24 protein-coding genes, 1 tRNA gene and 3 pseudogenes are annotated in these 21355 nt (G+C 63.2%); 10 read left to right on the top strand and 18 right to left on the bottom strand.

Features of this window, described 5'->3' with window-relative positions:
- The first annotated feature begins 120 nt into the window (after nucleotides 1-120).
- The 4 genes from mnmA to IVA98_RS28365 all read left to right on the top strand — a co-directional run bounded on the left by mnmA (nucleotide 121) and on the right by IVA98_RS28365 (nucleotide 2940).
- Nucleotides 121-1302, top strand: a complete 1182-nt coding sequence (mnmA, locus tag IVA98_RS28380; protein ID WP_247306940.1) for a tRNA 2-thiouridine(34) synthase MnmA — start codon at nucleotides 121-123, stop codon at nucleotides 1300-1302.
- 263 nt (nucleotides 1303-1565) lie between these two features.
- Complete coding sequence (locus tag IVA98_RS28375; RefSeq protein WP_247306944.1) at nucleotides 1566-2204, top strand: class I SAM-dependent methyltransferase; 639 nt, start codon at nucleotides 1566-1568, stop codon at nucleotides 2202-2204.
- 46 nt (nucleotides 2205-2250) lie between these two features.
- Nucleotides 2251-2607 (top strand): hypothetical protein, encoded by a 357-nt coding sequence (locus tag IVA98_RS28370; protein WP_247280363.1) that lies wholly within the window; start codon nucleotides 2251-2253, stop codon nucleotides 2605-2607.
- Between the two features lie 256 nt (nucleotides 2608-2863).
- Nucleotides 2864-2940: transfer RNA gene (locus tag IVA98_RS28365), tRNA-Met, on the top strand.
- Between the two features lie 443 nt (nucleotides 2941-3383).
- Here the strand turns inward: IVA98_RS28365 and IVA98_RS28360 are convergent.
- The 5 genes and pseudogenes from IVA98_RS28360 to IVA98_RS28345 all read right to left on the bottom strand — a co-directional run.
- Entirely contained in the window at nucleotides 3384-3794 is a 411-nt protein-coding gene (locus IVA98_RS28360) for a ubiquitination-like system serine protease family protein (protein ID WP_247336083.1), read from the bottom strand.
- A gap of 5 nt (nucleotides 3795-3799) precedes the next feature.
- Nucleotides 3800-4762, bottom strand: a complete 963-nt coding sequence (locus IVA98_RS28355) for a ThiF family adenylyltransferase (RefSeq protein WP_247355968.1) — start codon at nucleotides 4760-4762, stop codon at nucleotides 3800-3802.
- Nucleotides 4693-4965, bottom strand: coding sequence for a DUF6791 domain-containing protein (locus IVA98_RS28350; protein WP_247355965.1), 273 nt, complete (start codon nucleotides 4963-4965; stop codon nucleotides 4693-4695). Before IVA98_RS28350 ends, IVA98_RS28355 begins: the two co-directional genes overlap by 70 nt.
- On the bottom strand, nucleotides 4943-5221 hold the full coding sequence (locus IVA98_RS37800) for a multiubiquitin domain-containing protein (protein WP_524536433.1): 279 nt from the start codon (nucleotides 5219-5221) through the stop codon (nucleotides 4943-4945). The genes IVA98_RS28350 and IVA98_RS37800 overlap by 23 nt, the downstream gene beginning before the upstream one ends.
- A pseudogene (locus tag IVA98_RS28345) lies at nucleotides 5178-6131 on the bottom strand (ADP-ribosylglycohydrolase family protein); the annotation flags it as partial. The pseudogene IVA98_RS28345 and the gene IVA98_RS37800, both read right to left, overlap by 44 nt.
- Between IVA98_RS28345 and IVA98_RS37795 the strand changes: the two are divergent.
- On the top strand, nucleotides 6109-6576 hold the full coding sequence (locus IVA98_RS37795) for a hypothetical protein (RefSeq protein WP_524536427.1): 468 nt from the start codon (nucleotides 6109-6111) through the stop codon (nucleotides 6574-6576). The pseudogene IVA98_RS28345 and the gene IVA98_RS37795 overlap by 23 nt on opposite strands.
- Nucleotides 6577-6597: 21 nt before the next feature.
- On the opposite strand, the gene IVA98_RS28335 is transcribed toward IVA98_RS37795, so the two are convergent.
- Nucleotides 6598-6792, bottom strand: coding sequence for a hypothetical protein (locus tag IVA98_RS28335; RefSeq protein WP_247336078.1), 195 nt, complete (start codon nucleotides 6790-6792; stop codon nucleotides 6598-6600).
- Between the two features lie 119 nt (nucleotides 6793-6911).
- Here IVA98_RS28335 and IVA98_RS28330 point away from each other — a divergent pair, with 119 nt between their 5' ends.
- Both IVA98_RS28330 and IVA98_RS28325 read left to right on the top strand, forming a co-directional pair.
- Nucleotides 6912-7094, top strand: coding sequence for a Lar family restriction alleviation protein (locus IVA98_RS28330; protein WP_247336075.1), 183 nt, complete (start codon nucleotides 6912-6914; stop codon nucleotides 7092-7094).
- A gap of 99 nt (nucleotides 7095-7193) precedes the next feature.
- On the top strand, nucleotides 7194-7361 hold the full coding sequence (locus IVA98_RS28325) for a hypothetical protein (RefSeq protein ID WP_247336072.1): 168 nt from the start codon (nucleotides 7194-7196) through the stop codon (nucleotides 7359-7361).
- 17 nt (nucleotides 7362-7378) lie between these two features.
- Here IVA98_RS28325 and IVA98_RS28320 read toward each other — a convergent pair.
- The 11 genes and pseudogenes from IVA98_RS28320 to IVA98_RS28265 form a co-directional block, all read right to left on the bottom strand.
- Nucleotides 7379-7565 (bottom strand): annotated as a pseudogene (locus IVA98_RS28320) (hypothetical protein); the annotation flags it as partial.
- A 792-nt stretch (nucleotides 7566-8357) separates the two neighbouring features.
- Nucleotides 8358-9104, bottom strand: coding sequence for an SDR family NAD(P)-dependent oxidoreductase (locus IVA98_RS28315; RefSeq protein WP_524536426.1), 747 nt, complete (start codon nucleotides 9102-9104; stop codon nucleotides 8358-8360).
- Nucleotides 9105-9249: 145 nt separating this feature from the next.
- A complete protein-coding gene (locus IVA98_RS28310) occupies nucleotides 9250-10182 on the bottom strand; it encodes an MBL fold metallo-hydrolase (RefSeq protein ID WP_247336065.1) in 933 nt (310 codons plus the stop codon).
- A 95-nt stretch (nucleotides 10183-10277) separates the two neighbouring features.
- On the bottom strand, nucleotides 10278-11483 hold the full coding sequence (locus IVA98_RS28305) for an NAD(P)/FAD-dependent oxidoreductase (protein ID WP_247336062.1): 1206 nt from the start codon (nucleotides 11481-11483) through the stop codon (nucleotides 10278-10280).
- A gap of 55 nt (nucleotides 11484-11538) precedes the next feature.
- A complete protein-coding gene (locus IVA98_RS28300) occupies nucleotides 11539-12369 on the bottom strand; it encodes an alpha/beta fold hydrolase (RefSeq protein ID WP_247336113.1) in 831 nt (276 codons plus the stop codon).
- A 257-nt stretch (nucleotides 12370-12626) separates the two neighbouring features.
- Nucleotides 12627-12872, bottom strand: a complete 246-nt coding sequence (locus IVA98_RS28295; RefSeq protein WP_247355964.1) for a hypothetical protein — start codon at nucleotides 12870-12872, stop codon at nucleotides 12627-12629.
- 101 nt (nucleotides 12873-12973) lie between these two features.
- On the bottom strand, nucleotides 12974-13930 hold the full coding sequence (locus IVA98_RS28290) for a helix-turn-helix transcriptional regulator (RefSeq protein WP_247336060.1): 957 nt from the start codon (nucleotides 13928-13930) through the stop codon (nucleotides 12974-12976).
- A gap of 49 nt (nucleotides 13931-13979) precedes the next feature.
- A complete protein-coding gene (locus IVA98_RS28285; protein WP_247336058.1) occupies nucleotides 13980-14930 on the bottom strand; it encodes a helix-turn-helix domain-containing protein in 951 nt (316 codons plus the stop codon).
- Nucleotides 14931-15119: 189 nt separating this feature from the next.
- Nucleotides 15120-15869, bottom strand: a complete 750-nt coding sequence (locus IVA98_RS28280; RefSeq protein WP_247336056.1) for an SDR family oxidoreductase — start codon at nucleotides 15867-15869, stop codon at nucleotides 15120-15122.
- 280 nt (nucleotides 15870-16149) lie between these two features.
- Entirely contained in the window at nucleotides 16150-17721 is a 1572-nt protein-coding gene (locus IVA98_RS28275) for a winged helix-turn-helix domain-containing tetratricopeptide repeat protein (protein ID WP_247336054.1), read from the bottom strand.
- A gap of 231 nt (nucleotides 17722-17952) precedes the next feature.
- Nucleotides 17953-18177: a hypothetical protein gene (locus IVA98_RS28265; RefSeq protein WP_247336052.1), complete on the bottom strand. Its 225-nt coding sequence runs from the start codon at nucleotides 18175-18177 to the stop codon at nucleotides 17953-17955.
- A gap of 276 nt (nucleotides 18178-18453) precedes the next feature.
- Between IVA98_RS28265 and ku the strand changes: the two are divergent.
- Together ku and IVA98_RS28255 are read left to right on the top strand one after the other, a co-directional pair.
- Nucleotides 18454-19377 (top strand): annotated as a pseudogene (gene ku / locus IVA98_RS28260) (non-homologous end joining protein Ku).
- Between the two features lie 354 nt (nucleotides 19378-19731).
- Nucleotides 19732-19953, top strand: coding sequence for a hypothetical protein (locus IVA98_RS28255; RefSeq protein ID WP_247336119.1), 222 nt, complete (start codon nucleotides 19732-19734; stop codon nucleotides 19951-19953).
- Here the strand turns inward: IVA98_RS28255 and IVA98_RS28250 are convergent.
- Nucleotides 19938-20201 (bottom strand): YybH family protein, encoded by a 264-nt coding sequence (locus IVA98_RS28250; RefSeq protein ID WP_247355962.1) that lies wholly within the window; start codon nucleotides 20199-20201, stop codon nucleotides 19938-19940. The two genes, IVA98_RS28255 and IVA98_RS28250, sit on opposite strands and share 16 nt — an antisense overlap.
- A 706-nt stretch (nucleotides 20202-20907) precedes the next feature.
- Between IVA98_RS28250 and IVA98_RS28245 the strand changes: the two genes are divergently transcribed.
- Nucleotides 20908-21105 (top strand): hypothetical protein, encoded by a 198-nt coding sequence (locus IVA98_RS28245; RefSeq protein ID WP_247336048.1) that lies wholly within the window; start codon nucleotides 20908-20910, stop codon nucleotides 21103-21105.
- Nucleotides 21106-21355 lie beyond the last annotated feature (250 nt).

The raw sequence follows: 21355 nt of genomic DNA, 5'->3' as shown, positions 1-21355 counted from the left end.
GCCGCTTTCGACCGGGGCCCTCGTGCCTTTCGGGAACTGAAGTTCCCGGGGATCGCCGATGTCCCGCGAGAAGCAAGAAATCGCGGATGCGCCGCGCGCTGCCGTCAGAATCTAAGGCCGATGCTCAACAGTCTGGATCTCGAAGGCCGTCCTGAGGATACCAGGGTCGTCGTTGCCATGTCGGGCGGCGTCGATTCCTCGACGACGGCTGCGTTGCTCAAGGCTGAGGGTTACGACGTGGTCGGCATCACGCTCCAGCTCTATGATCATGGTGCCGCGACCCATCGCAAGGGCGCCTGCTGCGCCGGCCAGGACATCCACGACGCCCGCGACGTCGCCGCCAAGCTCGGCATTCCCCATTACGTGCTCGACTACGAGGACCGTTTTCGCGAATCCGTCATCGACAACTTTGCCGACTCTTACGCGCTCGGCGAGACGCCGGTGCCGTGCATCGAGTGCAACCGCTCGGTCAAGTTCCGCGATCTCCTGAAGACCGCGCGCGAACTGGGCGCCACCGCGCTCGCCACCGGCCACTACGTCGCCTCGCGCCGCCTCAATGACGGCTCACGCGCGCTGGTCTGCGCAGCCGACAGCGACCGCGACCAGAGCTATTTCCTATTCGCGACCACGCGCGAGCAGCTCGGCTTCCTGCGCTTTCCGCTCGGCGACATGACCAAGCCGCAGACGCGCGAGCTCGCGCGCCGGTTTGGGCTCGCGGTCGCCGACAAGCACGACAGCCAGGACATCTGCTTCGTGCCGACCGGGCGCTACACCGACATCATCACCCGGCTGCGGCCGAACGCGATGGACCCCGGCGACATTGTCGATCTCGATGGACGCGTGCTCGGCCAGCACAACGGCATCGCCAATTTCACCGTCGGCCAGCGCCGCGGCCTCGGCATCGCGGCGACCGCGCCGCTGTTCGTGGTGCGGCTGGATGCCGCAAACCGCCGCGTCGTGGTCGGTCCGCGCGATGCCCTGAAGATGCACCGCATCGTGCTGCGCGACGTCAACTGGATCGGCGATGGCGACATCGACGGCGCCATCGGCGGCGGCCTCGAAATGTTCGTGCGCGTGCGCTCGACCCGCAGCCCCCAGCCGGCGTGGCTGCGCGGCGGCAATGGCCATTACGAGGTCGAGCTCGTCGCCGGCGAGGAGGGCGTCTCGCCGGGCCAGGCCTGCGTGTTCTACGACGCCCCTAGCGGACAGGCGCGCGTGCTCGGCGGCGGTTTTATTCAGAGTGCCGCGGCGAAGCTTGCGAGCAGCACGGCAAGGCCGCTTGCTGAGGCGGTCCGCGGCTGACGGATGACGATATCAAGCACAACGGTCGGTCTGGGTTCACCTCTCCCCGGAGGGGAGAAGTCGGATTGCTGCTGGCCATGCGAAGCATCGTCCAGTGCAATCCGGGTGAGGGGCCGCGGCTGTGATTGAGACCGCAATCCCTCACCCGGATCGCATCTTCCGATGCGATCCGATCTCTGCTTGTGGGAGTGGTGGACTGAGCCCGCGGCCTTCACCTCTTCAACCAAGACTCTTTTCGTTTTAAGCATCCGGGGCAGAGGGGCATGGCAGCAGACATCTCGCGGGCCGGGGTCGAGAAGGCCTATGGCCGCTGGGCGCCGGTCTATGATCTCGTGTTCGGCAAGGTGTTCGACGCCGGACGGCAGTCGACTATCGCGGAGGCCGACCGCATCGGCGGCCGCATCCTCGACGTCGGCGTCGGCACCGGCCTGTCGCTCTCGGATTATGCGCGCACCACGAAAATCTGCGGCGTCGACATCTCCGAGCCGATGCTGCGCAAGGCGCAGGCGCGCGTGCGTGCGCTCAGGCTTTCCAATGTCGAAGTGCTCTCGGTGATGGACGCGAAGAATCTCGCCTTCCCCGAAAATTTCTTCGACGCGGTGGTTGCGCAATATGTCATCACCGCCGTGCCTGATCCCGAAGGCACGCTCGACGAATTCGTGCGTGTCTTGAAGCCCGGGGGCGAACTGATCCTCGTCAACCACATCGGCGCCGAGAGCGGCCCGCGAAAGCTGTTCGAACTCGCCTTCGCCCCCGTCGCCCGCCGCCTCGGCTGGCGCCCGGAATTCCCGTGGGCCCGCCTCGTCAACTGGGCCGCAAGGCACGGCGGCGTCACGCTTGCCGAGCGCCGCCCCATGCCGCCGATGGGACATTTTTCGCTGATCCGCTACCGCAAATCGTGATCGTGCGGGCAGGGAACGGGGCGCGCGAGACGCGCGTTTCCTTCCCATGCGCACGACATCAAACATCATCCTAGCGGGCCTCCTCATCGCCGCCTCTGGCAGCGCGATCGCGCAGGCCCCGCCCGCCCCGGCGACGCCGCCACAACAGACCGCGCCGCCATCCCCGCAACATGCGGCCAATTGTACACCGCAGGACCGCCCGAACCGTCCGGCTGACGGCACGACCACGGGCCAGTCCCGGGAACCGCTCGGCGACAAGCTGGCCAAATCCGAGGGCGTGCTCTGCCCGCCCTCCGGCATTGACCCCGAGATGCATGCCCCAGCGCCCGACACCGGCGGCAACACCCCGGTGATCCCACCCCCCGGCAGCCCTGGCGGCGACCCGAACGTGAGGCCGAAATAGGCCGATTCTTCGCCTCTCCCCCGCCTGCGGGGAGAGGCTGGAATCCGCACAAAAAGCGCGGATTCCGGGTGAGGGGACTCTCCGCCGGTCTGGCGCGTTAAGCAGGGCAATTCCGGCGGCGAAATCGACCGCTTTTCCACCTCGAGCGCCTTGGCGCGCCGAAGCTTTTAGCAAACGCGGATTGACTTCCCGCTGCCCCCTTCCTTATATGCCGCGCGTTCGCGAGATCGGCCTTATGCGCCGCCGCGATCCCTGTGGCGGGGTAGCTCAGCTGGTTAGAGCACGGGAATCATAATCCTGGGGTCGGGGGTTCGAGTCCCTCCCCCGCTACCAGCAATTTCAATAGGTTAGGACTTAACCTTCTACTCTGCGCAGTACTTGTACCACGCTGCGTACCACTGTTTTGAAATGCGACCGATCGAGCGTGAAGTCGGCTACGTGCTTGCCAAATGCCCGATCACTGCCGGCAGTACGCTGCTTGATCACAAGGCAGTCGGCGTGGACGTTTCTTTGCCCCGTCACTCACTCTGGACGGGATCGAGTCCCACTCTCTCCGCCACTGAATTTTAGCAGGGGAAAAGTCCTTCAAAATCAGGCTCTTCCTGAACCGCCGGATTTTAGCGGGGGAGCACCACGGTGGAGCACCGTGATCCCCAAAAAAACACTGCCACGGGCGATCTGCGCCGTCAGCAATAATCTGCATCGCTGACGGAGAACTACAGTCTTCGTGAGCGGGGCCTGCGGAGTACGCGACCCGGGATCGCGTGCCTCACGTATCACATTCGCAACACCTGCCTGAGCCGTCCGAACGCCCTCGCTGCGATCATGCGGATCCAACTCGTCCAAGTCTGCAGCCTGGCTTCGCGGCCGACATGCCGGGCGATCTGCCCGCGCATCGTCGCGGAGGCCATGGCGTCTGAGAAGGAGGCGAGCCACTGCACCTCGCCGGACGTGATGATGTAGTGGGACTTGCAGGGCGCGTCGCAGACCGAGATCGACGGCTGTACGGTCGCGAAACCGTTCTGCTGCGACACCTGATGACTGTCGGGCACCAGGAGCATGACGCGATGTCCGCAACCGCAGGCGCAGGAAAGCGCCGCGACCTCGAATTCGGGAGAGTGATAGAGGACGCCCTGTTCGAGTTGCTTGGGCAGGCGTTCGACGGCCCGGTATGAGAAGCTGATCATACGTTCTATTCCATCTCCATCGTCGCTGTATCGAAGATGTACGACGTCGCCTCGTCGAGACGATCGAGCAGCTTGAAATGCTGCTTGAACCTGATCACGGCCATGATGGCGTTCATCGCGTTCAACTCCGTGATCTGCGCCTGCTTGCGATACTCGTTCTCCTTGGCGTTCTCGATGGGCAGCCGCGCGCTTCCGACGTTGTCGTCGTAGGCCTTGCGATCGGTGCCGGTGATGCGGACGAACCCGCTCAGACCCGCCAGAGACCAGTCCAGCCCCATGCCGCAGTCGACGTAGGGAATTCCCCGCGCGCTCAGCCAATCGACGATCAGCTTGCGTGCTGGACCGTCGTCGACCGACACGAACACGAAATCGAACCCGGCCAGGCGGTCGATGTTCGCCAAGGTTATGCGCTCGGGCACCGGCTCGAGGCCCGAATGCCAGTTGCCGTACTGCCGCGCCAGCGCGTCCACCTTGAGGCTGCCGATCGCATCAACGATGAATCCCGGAATCCGGAAGATCGTATGGACGTGCACCTTGTCGTCGTCGAAGAGCGCGATGCGATCCAGATGCGTTCGCGCGACGAAATCGAGGATGTAGGAGCCGGTCCCACCCAGCCCGACGATGGCGACGCGCTTGCCGCGCAGCAGGGAGGAGACGTCGTTCATGTGATACCTCGAGGACATCATGTCGGGAATGCGCAGCGGGCTACCCTGGGCCGCGGCCTTCACCGCTATGCCGCCAAACGGCGTCGCCTCCGGATACGCCGCCATCGCCGGAGCTGTGATCGCGTGGAGATAGGTCTGCACCTTCTCCTCGAACGAGCGGTAGTCTCGGTTCGTACCGCTCTCCTGCAGCTTGAACGAGAACGACTGGTCGGTGATCAGATCCGGTGCTACCATCACTTGATGGACGCCACCGCCGAGCCTGATCTGCCGCTTCTGCTGGTCGAACGGGCGGGTGCCCGCCACCAGACCTGGTGGTTGTTGGTCGGCGGATCGATCACCGCTCCATTAAGGTCGAGGGTGCTGGCCAAGTCGCCGTACTTCAGCCTGCCCTCCTCGTCGAGGTAGGGCAGACGGTAGATGACGAAGTAGCCGCCGACGAAGTCGAGGTGGTAACCGAGCTCCTCCAGGTCCCTGACGAAGGGGTTACGACTCGCCAGTTCCGGCAACCCTAAAGCGCATGCCATCTTTCACCGCCACCTTCTGTCCAGGATCCAAAGTGCCGCTCGGGTTTTCTGCTGGGCCGTGGGAATACTTCACCAGGTACTCGTTCGACGGACTGCCGCCGCTGCCGAGATAGAGCTCGACGACCTGCGCGTAGGTGATGTGCTTCTTCTCGACCTGGTTGGGCTTTCGTCTTGCGAGCTTGCTTCCTGGCGCGCAGCAGGGACGCCACGCGATCCTCGATCTGCTTTCGACAGGCAAGCTTTTCGAGCCAGCGCTGCGGGATGCCGGCGCGGCCGTAGAGGGCGCCGGCGAGCTGGCCGGTGACGGCGGCCACGGTATCGGAGTCGTGACCCAAATTGACCGCGAGGATCACGGCCTCCTCAAAGGAGGACGTGCGGTGCACGCACCAGAGCGCAGCCTCCAGTGTCGCGATCACGTATCCGGTGGAAGATATCTCATCGCGTGTCTTGCCGACCCAATTGCCGGAGGCCATTCCGTTGAGTTCGTCGTGGCTGAACCAGAACCTCGATCGCAGCACCGTGTTCTTGTCCAAGCCCCGCATGGCCTCGACCAGTAGGGTCGCAAAGAATTCGCAGGCCTTTGCCGCCAGAGCGTTGGCATGGGTTGTCATGCTCTGGCGATGCGCCAGACGCACGGCTTCAGTCACATCCGATGCAGCAAAGATCGCAACCGGTGCCAATCGCATCAGCGAGCCGTTCCCCGCGTGATTCTTGTCGTGGGGTCCGCTCCCGGCCGGGGTCCCGAGCCGGACAAAGCGATCCAGAGCTTGCCGCGTGGTGATCCCGATGTCGAAGCAATGACCGTTGACGCTGTTCTCGCCTTGCTTCCACCACCGCGCGAAACGATTCAGCAAGTCGATCTCGTCGAGCGCATTTTGGGCGATCAGCGAATCGGCGAGACACAGAGCCATGCTGGTGTCGTCGGTCCATTCTCCCGGCTTGAGCCCGAATGGGCCGCCGCCGATCATCTCGGACACGTGCGGCAGGGAATCCCGCTCGGAGAATTCCAGCGGCACGCCGAGGGCGTCTCCAACGGAGAGACCCAACATCGCGCCGTAGGCCCGATCTTCGACCAGAGGGCCCAGTTTTGGCTTGGGCCGATCTGTCGCCGAAGTGCCGAACTCAATGTGTGCATCCGCCCCTTCCAAGATCAGCGACAAGCAGGCCCGCAAGGCGGCGCTGAAGTTCGAGCGGGAGCAGAAGCGGCGTGAGGCCGAGCGTCGCAAGGAGGAGGCGGCCCGGGCGAAGCAGCGCGAACGGCGCGAGCAAGCGGTCGCCAAGGCGCAAGACGCGCTGGACAAGGCCCGGTGTGAGCACGAGGAAAAGGCGGAGGCTATCGAGGCCGAGCGCGCCGCTCTGGACGAACGCGCGCAAGCCGAGGAGGGCCGCTGGGAGAAGCTGAAGACGAAACTGGAGGCGGCGCTGCGCCGTGCACGGCAGAAGCAGCGGAGAGTGGCCGGGAGAAATTTCACTTGGCCTTCGGTACGCGCCCCTTGCCGCCGCACTTCGCGCAGCGGCCCGGGAAGATCCTGCGGCCGGGCGCGGTCTCGCGCGCCGGCTGCCGCCCCGAGCCGTTGCAGGCGTCGCACTTGACCTCTGCCGAGCCGCCCTTCGTCATGCTTCGCCGGATCTGGCGAGGTATGTGGCGGGAGGACTGCGAGGTGGTGGCGACGGCCGGGCGCTCGCGAGAGGTTTGCTCTTGGCGTCGTATCTCTTGGCCAGATCGAGCAGCCGCCGGCGGGTGAACGGATCGGCCTTCTCCGCCAGGTCGCGCGCACGCTGCGCGAAGCCCCTGTAGAACTCTTCCATGACGCTACCCCGCAACATCACTGAAAGCTGGATTTGAGTGCGGGGCGCGATTCGCGTCAAGACGTCGCTTGTGCCCGCCCGGCAAACGGCACTAGGCTGAACGCGGCGGGGGAAGCCAGATGTCGATGCTGCACCTTATCCGGAAGCCGTGCCCTCACTGCGGGCGGCCGATGAAGCTCGTCCGCGACGAGGCCGCCAAAGGCGGGGAGCGCTACGTCTGCCCCGATTGCGACGACGATCCGCTGCACAATCCCGCCACCCGCAAGTGGGTCGACGGCCCCCTGCGGCCGCCGGCGAAATAGTGCCCCGAAGAAATCGGCCCGGGCCTCGCAGAGCCGAGACTGGCAAGTTCGTCGCGGGCGCACCAACTTCTTTGTAGATGCAAAGCATAGGGAGGCGCGATGTCGACGGTCGCAAAGCTGCTCGCGCGGAAGCAGGCGCTCCTGGAGCGACTGGAAAGCGATCCTGGGCCCAACGAGCGGGAGGAAATCCAGGTATTGCTCGCCCAGATCGAGACTGCGCTGAACTTGCTAGAGCCGAGAGATGCCGCCGGTCCGAGCGACGACTGAAGCGAAGTCGCCGCCCGTCAGAGCGCGCTGAGATCGTCCGGCACCTCGCCGAACTTCCGGATCAGCTTAGCGTCGCCGAACTCTCCGATCGCCGGATCTCCGCTGCGGCTGAATGCGATGGCGCCTACATTCCCCCGGCTTGCGCGAAAGCGCCTCCGCCCGCATCACAGCGGCGTTGGGGCTCAAGCATTCCGTCGCCTCGCCAGTGCATTTTTGTCCCGATGTCCGGCGGGCCGCGGACGGGCGCGATCGAGGACTAGCGTGTCGCTCTGGACGGACGCCCGCAAGCCGACGAGACCCGCTGGGAAAAGCAGAAGACGAAGCTGGAGGCGGCTCTCCCCCGGGCGCGGGAATAGCTTGCGCCCGCAACTCTTCGCGATGCACTTGCGCCGGCGCGACGGGCGATACCAAGCTGGCGTGCGCGGAATTCGATGATTTCAGGTAGGAAGCCTTCCGCCCTGGGGCAAGCCATGAGCGTTGCGTCAGACGATGTCGTCGAAGGCTGCCGGAGCTACGTCTTGCGCGCACTGCGACGCCGATCTTCTGTACGATCCGGCCGTCAGCAAGTGGGCGGATGGCCCGGGCGGTGCCGGCGAAACAGCCCAAACGGTAATCAGCCCCGGCTTCTGTTTGTCGCCGAGGCCGATGGTCCGCGGTCGACCCGCGCTGCCGACGTTCCTTCCAAAGAAGCCGCCGGAGCCGCTCTCCGGAGCCTGCTCCTTGGTCGCAGTCGTTGTACCCGACGATGAAGCAAAGCCCGGAGTGCCTAGGAGTCCGGGCTTCGCAACCGTAACAGCACCTGAGCGCGCTCATGCCACTCGGTACGAGATCAACTCTATCCCCGTCGGGCGCGTTCGCTTGAGCCATCTCAACTTCGCGTGTGGCCAAAACCGCGGTGCTGTTCCACAGGACGTCTCGCTCGCGGCAAAGATCATCGATCTTCGCTCGCATGCGGGTCAGGAGAAGCTCGGCGGATGCGGTTGGGCGGCTCGGAAACTAAGCCAGTCCCAAGCCGCCGTCGACGGCGAGAACTTGGCCCGTCAGCCATTGCGAGGCGGGGCCCGCAAGCTGGACAATCCATTCCGCGATATCTTCGGGAACGCCGCGCCGCCCGAGCGGAATCCGTGCGCGCTCGTCTTCCTTGACGGCTGCTGCCTGTTTCGCAGACAGCCCCATCATCCCGGTCAAGGCGCCGGATTCCGTGGGTCCGGCTGCGACGGCATTAACCCTTATTCCGAGCGGCGCGAGTTCGAGCGCCCAGCAGCGGGTCAGGTGTTCCAGCGCCGCCTTGCTGGCGGCATAATGGGATAGTCCCGCTGCCGGCCGGTGACCGAAGGTCGAGGAGATGTTGATGATGGTGCCCTGCGTCGCCTTCAGGTGAGGAAGGGCGGCGCGGGCCAGCAGGCTCGGACCGAGCACATTGACGGAAAAGATGTCTGTGATCCGATCGGCTGTCGCATCGGATATCGGAAGGATGGCGCCCGCGCCGGCGTTGTTGACGAGCGCATCCACTCGGCCCCAGTTGTCGACCGCCGTGGCGATGGTCCGCTTGGCGTCTTCAGCAGAGGCGGTATTCGCAACGATGCCCGCGATATTCTTGTGCTCCGCCACCGTTTGCTCGACGGGGCCGGCGCGGCGGCCGGTGATGAGCACCTTGTCGCCTTGGTTGGCGAAACGAAGCGCGGCCGCCCGACCGATGCCGGAGCTTCCGCCCGTTATGATCATGACCTTTTCGTTCTGCATGTTCGTTCGACTCAACTGTAAAGTTGGAGTTAGGCAAAGCGGGCATTAAGCGACCGCTTCGGTTCGGCGGCTCAGTGGTTGCAAGGTATTTGAACCAGGGCGCGAATTCATACGCGCTCTGGTTCGGCCTTAACCCAACAAGCGGTTAGTAGTCCCAGATGGCCGGAACCCAACGAAAGGCGTCGCCGGCGACGGCCACATGGCCGATGGACGGGAACGGCATGTGAGTGGCCACCAGCAGCCCGCCGGTCGCCGCCAGCTCCCGCAAAAGATTGATACGAACGCGGGCCGCCTCCTCGGGGTCGTGTTCGAAGCCGTTGTACCATTCGGGATGTTCGAACCCGACCTGGAACACGAGGTCCCCGGCGAACGTCAGCCGGTCGCCGCCGGACGTCACGCGCACAACGCTATGCCCGGGGGTGTGGCCGCCGGTGCGAGTGACGACCACCCCCGGCGCCACCTCAACTTCTTCCTCGAACGTTCGCAACTGCTTGCCATACTCCTTCACGAACTTCTTGGCCGTCTGTCGAAGCGCGTCCGGGAATCCCGGCGGCATGGAGACGCGGGAGAAGTCGGGCGCTTCCCAGAACTTGACCTCGGCGGCCGCCACGTGGATCCGCAGATCCGGACGCAGTTGCTGCTTCACCCCGTCGATGAGCAGCCCGCCGACATGATCCATATGCATATGGGTAAGCACCACGTCGGTAACTGATGCGAGATCGACTCCGGCGGCCTTCAGGCGATGGATCACATGTCCGGACCGCTCCAGATCAGGAAACTCCATCCCCATCCCGGCGTCGATGAGAATGGTCTTGCCGCCGCTGCGCACCACGACCACGTTCAGCGCCCAATCGAACGCGTCCGGCGGCAGAAAATTTTCTTTCAGCCAGGCCGCCCGCACCGCCGGTTCGGCGTTGTGGGCTAACATCGCGCCCGGCAGCAACAGCACGCCATCGCTGACCACCAACACTTCAATGTCCCCGACCCGCACCGCGTAGCGCGACGGAACTAATTCGTCGGGGCCACGTGTAGGGGAGTGTGAGGTGTTGTCGAGGCTCATGTTTGTTTCATGCTTCATGGTTTTGTCTCCTGCTTCATGGTGAAAGGTCCTGGCTGGTCTTGGTTGAGTAGGCCGCGCAGCCAGGGGAGCGCGGCCGCCATCGCTTGGGGCGTCTAGAGGTTGGTCACGCGCTCCGGATCAGCCGACGCGAGCGCCGCGGCGCGCTCGGCGCGCGGCGGGTAGATCCAGACGGTGTTGATTTGCTGCTTGGTCTTCTTGGCGACGTCGCCGACCATCTCGACCTTGCGCTCCCAGCCGCGCGTGAACAGTGCGCCGGCCTCGCCGAGATCGAGACAGGTGACGTAGGCTTTCTGGTGGTAGGGCTTGGTACGAATGCCCAGCAGTTCGGCCACGGCATTGTAGCCGGCAAAGGCGCCCAAACGCGTGGCGTGCTGGCACGACATCAGCGCGTAGTTGCCGATATCGTCGCATGCCGCGCGTGCGGCATCGCCGGTGGCAAAGACGCCGGGCACCGACGGCACGCGTAGATCGCGATCGACCAGCAGGCGGCCGAAACTGTCGCGCTCGGCCGGGATCTGCTGCGTCAACGGCGCGGCGCGAATGCCGGCCGCCCAGATCACGGTCTCGGCTTCGATGTGCTCGCCACTGGAAAGCGTGACGCCGGATTCATCGAGCGACGCGACGCCGGCGCCGAGCCGCGTTTCCACGCCGACCTTGCGCAAAGCTTCTTCGATGACAGGGCGCGGGCCTTCGCCCATGTCGGGAGCGATCGCCTTGTTGCGATCGACGATGATGACGCGTGTCTTGGCGTCCTTCCCGAGGATCGCACGAAGCCGTGTGGGCATCTCGGTCGCTGCTTCGATGCCGGTGAAACCGCCACCGGCCACGACGACCGTGTCGCGCCCGTTCTTCGCCGGCCGCTTCGCCAGGCTGTGCAGATGCTTGTCGAGGGCGATCGCATCATCGAGTGAGTCAACGCTGAAGCCGTGTTCGGCAAGGCCAGGAATATTCGGGCGGAACAGCCGGCTGCCGGTCGCCACGACCAGCCTGTCATAGGACAGGGTCTTCTTCGAACCTTTGGCGGCGACAATGCCCACCGTGCGGGATTTGGTGTCGACGGTTTCGACGCTGCCTTGCACGTAGGTAACGTCGATCGCCTTGAGCACGTCGAGCAGAGGCGCCGTCAATGTTTCGGGCTTCGGCTCGTAGAGCCGCGGGCGAACCACCAGCGTCGGCTGTGGCGCAACCAGCGCGATCTCGAGATCTTCGGGCGAAACACCCTGGATGTCGCGCAGGCGAGCAGCGGAAAGTGCAGCGTACATGCCGGCAAAGCCGGCGCCTATGATGACCAGTCGCATGTAATCTACTCCTGTGGTTTGAGCTACTCTGATGCAAAAACGAAAAGCGAAGACGCTAGGTCGCGATGAAGGTAAGCAGTTCGACGTTGACGAGATCGGCATGAGTCGTGCACATGCCGTGCGGCAGCTTCTCGTGGATTTTGAGAGTGCTGCGCTTCAGCAGCTTCGCCGACAGGACTGCAGAGTCGGCAACGGGTACGATCTGATCGTCATCACCATGCACGATGAGCGTAGGCACGGTGATCCTCTTCAGGTCCTCGCTAAAGTCAGTCTCCGAGAACGCTTTGATGCAGTCGTAGTGCGCCTTGGCGCTGCCCATCATGCCCTGGCGCCACCAATTCCAGATGACCGCCTGCGATGCCTTGGCCCCCGGGCGGTTGTAGCCGTAGAATGGACCGCTCGCGAAATCGAGATAGAACTGTGCCCTGTTTGCGGCGAGCTGCTGGCGCAGACCATCGAACACTTCAATGGGCAAGCCATTGGGATTGGCTTCCGTCTTCAGCATCAGCGGCGGCACGGCGCCAATCAGTACCAGCTTGGCCGCTCGGTCTCTGCCATGACGCGCCACGTAGCGCGCGGCTTCGCCGCCGCCAGTGGAATGGCCGACGTGAATGGCATCGCGAAGGTCGAGATGCTCGACGACGGCCGAGACGTCGGCTGCGTAGTGGTCCATGTCGTGGCCGTCGCTCACCTGGCTCGAGCGACCGTGACCACGACGGTCATGGGCGATGACACGATAGCCCTTGCCGACGAAGAAGAGCATCTGGGTCTCCCAGTCGTCGGAGCTCAGCGGCCAGCCGTGGTGAAACACGATGGGCTGGGCGGATTCCGGTCCCCAGTCCTTGTAGAAAATCTGTACGCCGTCTTTGGTGGTGATTGAGGTCATGGGATCGATCCGTTGAACGGGGGTTGTCGAAACTTTTGCTTCTTCGCCGGTCGCCGAGGTGGAGCGAACGGTTAGCGACATCGCGTACATCAGCGTGGTCGCGAGCACCTTCCGCCGCGACATGCTCGCAAGCCGGCTAGGGGAATTGTTCCGGGTCATTATTCGCCTTCGTTCAGTTGGCGCGGGCCCTGCGATTTCGAGGGACCCATGTCTCTCGTTGCGCCAGAGCGATTGAGGGGATTGCAGAGGGATTGCTGCTATCGTGCCGTCCGGCAGCCCGAAGCCACCGGCCAGCCGAGATACGCGGGAGCGGGTCTGGAGGGCGAGGCCATGCGGATGATTTGGGCGGCGTCGTTCACGATCGCTTGTGGTGGAACTTCCGCGGTCTCACGCACGGGTGATGTGAAGCGAACCGTCAATGAAAGCCCATACATCAGGGCACTTGCGACAACCCTGCGGCGTGAGGTGATGGCATGTGGGGCGACCAGGTTATTCCAGGTCATTGTTTGTCTCCTGTTGGCATTGGCACCGTGATGATCCTGATCTAGCGGACCAAACCCCCGACTGCCCCAGAGTGATTGCCGTATCTGTCGCGCGATTGCTGCTAACGCCTGCGTCGCCGCCAGTCGCTCGGGGTTTCGCCGGTCAACTTCCGGAATGCCGCGGCGAACGCGGTTTGGGAGGCGTAGCCAAGCGCCGCTGCAATCGAGACGATTGGCTCGTCGGTATCGCGCAGCATGATCATGGCCTGCTCGAGCCGGTGCTGGCGCAGCCAGGCATGTGGCGAAAGCCCTGTACTTTCCTTGAAGGCACGGCAGAAATGGAAGCGCGACAGGCCGGCGTCCGAAGCCAGTGCCGCGAGGGAGACGTCGGCATCACTGTCAGAACGCAGGCGTTCGATCGTGCGGCGCAGTACGGCCGGCGAGAGGCCACCCATGATCGGCTGGAACGTGGCTGGCGAGCCGGTGTGCGCCGCGAGGATGCGGGTGGCGAGAAGATCCGTCAGTTGCTGCCTGAACAAAGCGTCCAGTGCCGCGCTGCCTTCAATCACATCGGCCGCGCTCATGAGCAATCGGGACGTCGTGAGGTCGGGATGTCCCGTCCTTTCCAGCAGATCGCTGGGAGCTGCCATATCGGCTTCGTCGGCAATCCGTTGCAGAGTTGTGGGGGGAAGATAGAGCTGAACGACGTCGACGGGGCCGGGAATATCCCATCGGGCGCTTGAGCCGGCCGGAATGATCGTCACAACTCCGGAACGCGCGGTTCCGATCGCGACAGATCTTCCCGAGCGGCGCTCTAGCCGCTGCAAGCCGGTCGGGTAGGCCATGATGACGTGATCCGTCATGGGCGCGACGATGTCGTGCAAGGCATCATGCTTCCAATGGGCGATCGCGCCGTTGGACGGATCGGAAGCAATGCTGAGGGGAGCCGTCTTGAGTACGCGCGCCATCTCCACATCGGCAGGACGCCCATCGGCCATTGGCAAATCGCGCTGGTGCGCCTCGGAAACGTCTGGCTGATTCTCCCGTGAAAGATCGTGTATGAGTGGATTGCAGCTCATGAATTGTCCTCGCCATTGAGAGCACTTCGTTACCGACAGATCGTTGCTGTTATCGCCGACGCCCTCGCCATTCGCTGGGTGATTTGCCGGTCTGCTTGCGGAATGCGGCGGCAAACGCGGTTTGGGAGGCGTAGCCAAGTGCCGCTGCGACCGAGACAACGGATTCATCCGTGTCGCGCAGCATGTTCACGGCCTGCTCGAGCCGGTGCTGGCGCAGCCACGCATGTGGCGAAAGCCCTGTACTTTCCTTGAAGGCACGGCAGAAATGGAAGCGCGACAGCCCGGCATCGGACGCCAAGGCAGCAAGAGACACATCAGCATCGCTGTCCGAGCGCAGGCGTTCGATGGCGCGCAGCAGCACCTTCGGCGACAGCCCGCCCATGGCCGGCTGGATCGTGGCCGGCGAGCTGGTATGTGCAGCCAGCAGGCGCGTCGCCAGGAGTTCTGTCAGTTGATGCCTGAACAGCCGATCCAGGGTCTCGTTGCTCTCCAGGACATCGGTCGCGCTCAGGAGTAATCGGGATGTGAAGGGGTCGGGATGTGCCGTTCGCTCCAGTAGATCGGTCGATGTGACGGTGCTGGCTTCGCCGGCAGCGCGCTCAAGCATTGTGTGCGGAAGATAGAGCTGAACGACGTCGACAGGTTTCGGAATATCCCATCGGGAGCTTGATCCTTCCGGAATGATGATGATGACTCCTGGGCGAAACGTCCCGATCGCAACCGAGCTTCCTGTCCGCCGCTCCATGCGCTGCACCGAGCCGTTGTAGGCCATGATGACGTGGTCGGTCATCGGCTCGACGACATCGTGCAATGGTTCATGCTTCCAGTGGGCGATCGCGGCGCCGGACCCGTCCAGAGCCATGCGGACTGGTTGGGTATGAAGAACGCGTGCCATCTCCACGTCGGCAGCACGCCCATCGGCGCTCGGCACGTCGATCTGGCGCGCCTCAGGCGCAGCCGGCGGATTGTTCGAAGAGTCGCGCAAGATCGGCTTACTCATGGTTCTGTGCTCGTGTTAGGGAGGCCGGGCACGCATGACGAGCAAGCTCCCGCTAGTCGTCATGATCCGGAATGGTCTGGTTCTTTTCGTCGCTATCCACGACGAAACGGCAAGCAGACGCGCGGGCCCTGTCTTGCTCGCGATGCGCCAGCGTCGTGAGTATCGATTTGTGGGCCTTGGTCGTGGCCGTCACTGGCGGAGCCCGGCCAGCCAGTCCTCGAAACGCACGGCGCCGAGCCGGGGATTCTGGCCCGGCGTGAGAGACCGATCGTCCAGTTCTGCTCCGAAATAGCGAGCATGGATGTCGGCGACGACCTTGCGCGGGTCCTTTGTCGCGGTCAGATATTGGCGGGCGAAGTCATCGAGACTGAACGGTTCCGGTCCGGCCAGCTCAACGATGCCGTTGACCGGAACGCCGAGCGTGACGTCGGCCAGGGCGGCGGCGACGTCGTCCGAAGCCACGGGCTGAAACAGGGCAGGCGACAGCCTGACGATTTGTCCATCAGCAGAAGAATCGATGATCCCGCCGACGAACTCGAAGAACTGGGTCGCGCGCAGGATCGTGTAGGAAATCGTCGAGGCCTTGATCAGGCTTTCCTGCACCAGCTTGGCGCGGAAGTAACCGTTTTCCGAAAGGCGGTCGACCCCGACAACGGACAGCGCGACATGATGGCGTATTGAGGCGGCGGCCTCGGCGGCGAGAAGATTGCGGCCTGACGTTTCGAAGAATTTCAGAACCGCGCGGTCCTCGAAGGAGGGCGAATTTGCAACATCGACGACAATCTCGGCGCCCGAAAGCGCCGTGTCGAGACCTTCGCCGGTGATCGTGTTGACACCCGTACTGGGAGATGCCGCGATCACCTCGTGGCCTTTCTGACGGAGCTTGCTCGCGAGCTTCGTTCCGATGAGCCCGGTACCGCCAATAATGACAATTTTCATGACTTTCCCTCGACTTTCAGGCCACCAATGGCCTTGCTTGTGAAAGCGAGGGGAGATTGCGTCCAAGCTGGCCGAAAAGCCTTGCAGCGATGTTGGATTACGGTTGGATTTACCTTGGAAATTTGTCCAAGCGGCGCGCGGAAGCGCCAATTTCATTTGAAGATTATTGTCCGACGCCGGCAGGCGAGAGCTCAAAGACGATTTGGACGCATCCCGGTTGGACCGCGGCTTTCCGATCTTCTGATCTTTCGGAGGGTAGAAGCAGGAGCAAGCGGTGCTGTTACTCCGGCAGTCCCGCCCTTCGCAGGCCTTCCGCGGCTACCGCGAAATCCTTCGGTTGGACCAGCAGCCAGTCATCGAGCTTGCTAATGCGTAGCGTGGGATCGAGCCGACGCACGTGGTGCATGGCTTGTCGCGCTTCTTCCTCCCGCCCTGCCAGCGCATGGCTTGCGGCCATAAAGGCCGCTACCCGCAGCACGTTCGGTACCTCCCGCCATGCCATCTCTAAACAGGCGACAGCCGCATCAAATCGTCCGGAATACAAATGCCCCATTGCGATTCCGGTCTGCATTTGAAATGTCTCCGGATCCAGCGGACTGAGGCGCATGGCACGCGTGAAATATTCGATCGCACTATCATGTCTGCCAAGGGAAATTCGCTGGTACCCGCCGAGGTACCAGATCGTCGAGAGATTGGGATTGAGCACCATGGCCCTATCGACATAGGTGACGCAACTTTCGAGGTCACCGCCAAAATGAGGCCATGCGTGGCCGCCTCTGGTCAGAGCGACCGCGTCATTCTTTCCCAGCGTCACGGCGTGTCGGCACAATCGCGCAGCCTCGTTGCCGTCTGCCTCGCGATCGTCGAGCCAACGATTCATCTTGCGCCAGTAGTAGCACCACGCCGCCATTCCATACGCGGAGGCGAACTCCGGATCGAGCTCGATCGCCTTGTAGAATAGCGGCAATGCCTCATCGAGGCCGGCCCTGCTCGCAAGGTGAAACTTGGTCAATCCACGCAAGTAATAGTCATAGGCATGGAGGCTTTCGGTCGGCTTTCGGCTCGCACGCTCGATTTCGGCAAGCTCAAGCTGCGGCGCGATCGCACTAACGACGCCTGCGGCGACCGTGTCCTGCAGCTCAAAGATGTCGTCGAGGGTGCCTTCGAAACGCTCGGCCCAGAGATGCACGCCATTGGTCGCATCAATGAGTTGCCCGGTGATGCGCACCCTTGTCGCCACCTTGCGCACGCTGCCTTCAAGCACATATCGCACGCCCAATTCGCGCCCCACCTGTCGGACATCCACGGCTCTGCCCTTGTATGTGAAGCTCGAATTCCGAGCGATAACGAACAGCCAGCGTATCCGCGACAAGGCCAGGATGATGTCCTCAACGACACCATCGGCGAAGTACTCCTGCTCGGGATCACCGCTCAGGTTCTGAAACGGCAGGACGGCAACCGAGGGCTTGTCAGGGAGAGACGGCTCGTGGCGCTCATTCGAGTTATCCTGCTCCGCGTTTCCGATGATGGCGCTATCGAGGCTTCTTGCCTCGACCTCGGCCACGAACCGGAGGCCCTTGCGGGCGATCGTTCGGATCAGGCGCTGTTCCTGGCCGCTATCGCCGATAGCTTTGCGCACCGCGTTGATATGGCTGGTGAGCGTTGATTCAGAGACGATGCGCCCGCTCCACACGGTGGCCAGCAGTTCATCCCTGGTGACGACGCGATCGCGGGCTTGCACCAGGTAGACCAGCAGGTCGAACACCCTTGGGCCAATTGCAATTACGGCCGAGCCGCGGGTGAGCTCCCGCCGATTAAGGTCGAGTACGTAATCGGCAAACAGGAACTGCACCTAGGGGCCCTTTGGTCGCATGCACGGGTGGCACATACTGCGGCATAGCGCCAAGCACCACCACCGGCAAGGGATCTCCGCTGCGGCCGAACGCGATGGCGCCGACGTACCCCGGCGCGAAAGCGCCTCGGCCCGCATCACGCGGCATTGGCGCTGAAGCTTTCCGTCGCCTCGCCCGGTGCGATGCCGTCGTCGGAAGGGACGACCGGCAAAGCGACATAGTAGGTCACTTCAGACGTCGGTCTCGTCCTTACGTTTGCGCGCAAGCCGGCCGCGCGCGTAGCCTGTCGACACTTTCGTCCGGAGCTCTTCGATCTCCGCCTCGAGAAAGCTGTTCGCGACGATCAGCGCTTTCACCGCCTCCCGCGCCTCGCCGCCGCAGATCTGGATGGCCTGGTCGGCGGCAAGCTCGAGGTCGCCCTCGGCGGGCACGGCAGGTTCGGGTGCGACGGGCATACCGAATGTTCTCTGTTTGTTCGTTTGGAGTCAAGGGCCGGCCGGAAGGCAAGCCCCCACGCCGTCGATCGAATTCGCTCGGCGGCGGACAGGCCGGCTGCGGCCGCTTGCGGCAAATCAAGGAAAACAAGCCTGCAGGAACGGATCGCGAATTCGCCCCCGCCCGCAGCGGCCAATGCTCTCCCTGAAATCGTCCTTGCGAGAGGCGGTGATGTCGGAACCGGAGCCTGCCATTCGTCTTGAATCCGAGCCGCCCTCGTTCGGAGTACCGCGTACATGGCCCCGCGCGCCAACTGGAAAGGTTTCCTGCGTCTGTCCCTGGTCACCTGTCCGGTGGCGCTCTATCCCGCCACCTCCGAGTCCGAGAAGATCTCGTTCAACCAGCTCAACCGGGCGACCGGTCACCGCATCAGATACCTCAAGGTCGACGCCGACACCGGCGAAGAGGTGCCGAACGAGGACATCGTCAAGGGCTACGCCTTGGACAAGGAGACCTTCATCGAGGTCTCCAAGGAGGAGCTGGAGAACGTCGCGCTGGAATCCACGCGCACCATCGAGATCGACGAGTTCGTCGACAGGTCCGAGATCGACCCGCGCTACCTGATCCGCCCCTATTATCTCAGGCCCGACGGCAAGGTCGGGCACGACGCCTTCGCGGTGATCCGCGAGACCATCCGCGAGATGGACAAGGTTGCGATCGGCAGGGTCGTGCTGACCAACCGCGAGCACATCATCGCGCTCGAGCCGATGGACAAGGGTCTGGTCGGGACGCTGCTCCGCTATCCTTACGAAGTCCGGGATCCGCAGGAGTATTTCGACGACATTCAGGACGTCAACGAAAGACATGCTGGATCTGGCTAGGCACATCGTCGAAAAGAAATCCGGACGGTTCGAGCCGGAGAAGTTCGAGGACCAGTACGAGACGCCCTGATCGAACTCATCAACCAGAAGCGGGCGGGCAAGCCGATCACGCCGAAGGAGCGGCCCGCCTCAACCAATGTCGTCGATCTTATGGAAGCGCTGCGGCGGAGCGTCGGCGGTGCTGGGGCCGAGGCAAAGGCGCCCAAGAAGCCCGCCAAGAAGACCAAGAAGGTTTCCGCCGGCCAGAAGGAGATGCTGATGCCGATCGAAGGCAAGAAGCCGGCGAAGGAAACGGCGGCGAAAAAGCCCGCCACCAAGCCGCAGCGTAAGTCGGCCTGAGTAGGTCTGGTGTCGGGCCCCAAGGCGAGCTATCGATGGCCTACTTACCGTCGTTCCAAATATCAGTACCGAGCTTCCAGTCGTTTCCGACTTTTTCCCAGACCACCACATATTCCCCGATGCCTCTTGCGGCGTCGAGCCCTTGGTCTTCAGGCTATAGGTCCCGATCTCGCGTGCGGCGGAGGCGCCGAGCGGTTTGACCTCAACGGTCGTCAGTTTCAGATCGCCAACCTGTTCCGCCATGCCTTTCCACATTGCCTCGATGGCCGTTGCGCCACGGACCATTGCAGAACCAGGCGGCAATGCGGTCGCATCGGGGAGTAGAGTGACGCGATTCCAGCGAAATCGCCTTTGTTGAAGAATTCGATCAATTTCGCGTTGGTCGCCTCAATTTCGGCCTTCTGCGCCGCCGCAGGGACCATGGACGCGATCGTGAATGCAATCACCAGCGCCAAACTCCGCATCATCATCATCTCCGTGACTACGTGTTTCACCGGCGTCGAAGGGGAGGAGGATCACAGCGATCCGCCTCCCGGTAGTCAGTTCAGTAGATCAACAGCTCAGTTGAAGGTCTGAAGCCTGAGCTTCAACGAGCCGTCCGCCTGTCGCTCGAATACGTGCATTGCGAGACCGCTGAAGGGCGCCGGCTTGCCGTCCTTGTCCTTGCCGGTAGCGCTCCACTTGGCCGTGCCGAACACGATTTTGTCGTCTCCGCCGGCATCGATCATCTCCAGCTTGTGACCCGTCACGCCGCTCGCAAAGAGCGCGGCCCAGAACTTCTCGATTTCCGCCGGACCTGACGCGACCTGGTGGGTCGGCGGCATCAGCTTGGCGGTCGCGATAGTTTGCTGTAACGGCCTTCGCGTCCTGCTTGTTGAATGCGGCGTCCCACGCGGCATACGCTTTCTCGACATCGCTCTTGGCGTCTGCGGCGAGCGATACGCGCGGAGCGGTGGCGAGCAGACAAATTACTAATGCTGATGCTTGAGCCAATTTCATAGGATAACTCCTCTGTTGGATCGACGTCTTTGGCTCCCTCTTCCGATCGCTAGACAATCAATGATCGCATGCAGCAGCAGGACGATAGCGTCGTCGCTCGTGCTGCACCTGGCCGTGTTCGTCCTTGATGACGCGGTAAGTTTACATGTCCCGCAGGGCGATGGCGGCTTTGGCGCGCCATTGACCTCGAGCTTCCGATTTCGCGCGCCGTGACGCCGCTAACGCAGCCGTCATACATGCGCCGAGCGCCAACCATCGTTGGTTCTGCGACGGATCATTGTGTCCCGCCACGGCCTTCGCGGTTGTGGCTCCACTCGATCCAATTGTTCGCGGAACAACAATCCCGGGAATTTCCGTCAGTGACGTTGACGAACCGGACAATCCCCGGAACCAACGGCATCGTCGGGAGTCGACTCCCTGCCTCTGGCACCAAATCCCCCAAAGCCCAAGCCGGAGGAAAGCCTACACCTAGGTTGGCGGTCCAGATGCGCTCTATCGCGCAAGGACCGTTTGTGCCCAGAGGAGGGAGCAATGAGCAATCGCACATCGGGCCGGAGGATGCCGACCGCGGCCGAACGGGAAGCTCGCAAGGTTTTCAGAGACGCGGACGCCAAGGTAGCAGTGTCGGAGCATGAACGTGCCCAACAAGCGTTCCATGCCAATCGGGAGCGGTTAAAGGCGGAGCGGCTGGCTCGCGAGGCGGCGGCAAAACAGCAGCACAAGACCTGATCGGAGTAGACATCGTATCCGCACCGGTTAGCGTCAGCCGGGCTCGCTGATCGAGGCTCGAGACCGGATTGGGATGACTGCTGCCCACCTTTTCATTCGATGCAGACTAAGACCCCCAGCGCGTCGCCGAGTTGGCGGAGGCAGGCCGTCGCGCCGACGCCGGGAGCGTCAGCGAAGGCGCCGCCTTGCCCATGCAGAATCGAGCGGGGCGGCGTCACTCTCACCGGCATCCCGATGATGTCTGCTTCCC

The organism is Bradyrhizobium sp. 160 (genome assembly GCF_023073735.1).
Classification (GTDB): domain Bacteria; phylum Pseudomonadota; class Alphaproteobacteria; order Rhizobiales; family Xanthobacteraceae; genus Bradyrhizobium.
Note: the sequence above shows the minus strand (reverse complement) of the source record. Positions and strands in the feature narration are given on the sequence as shown.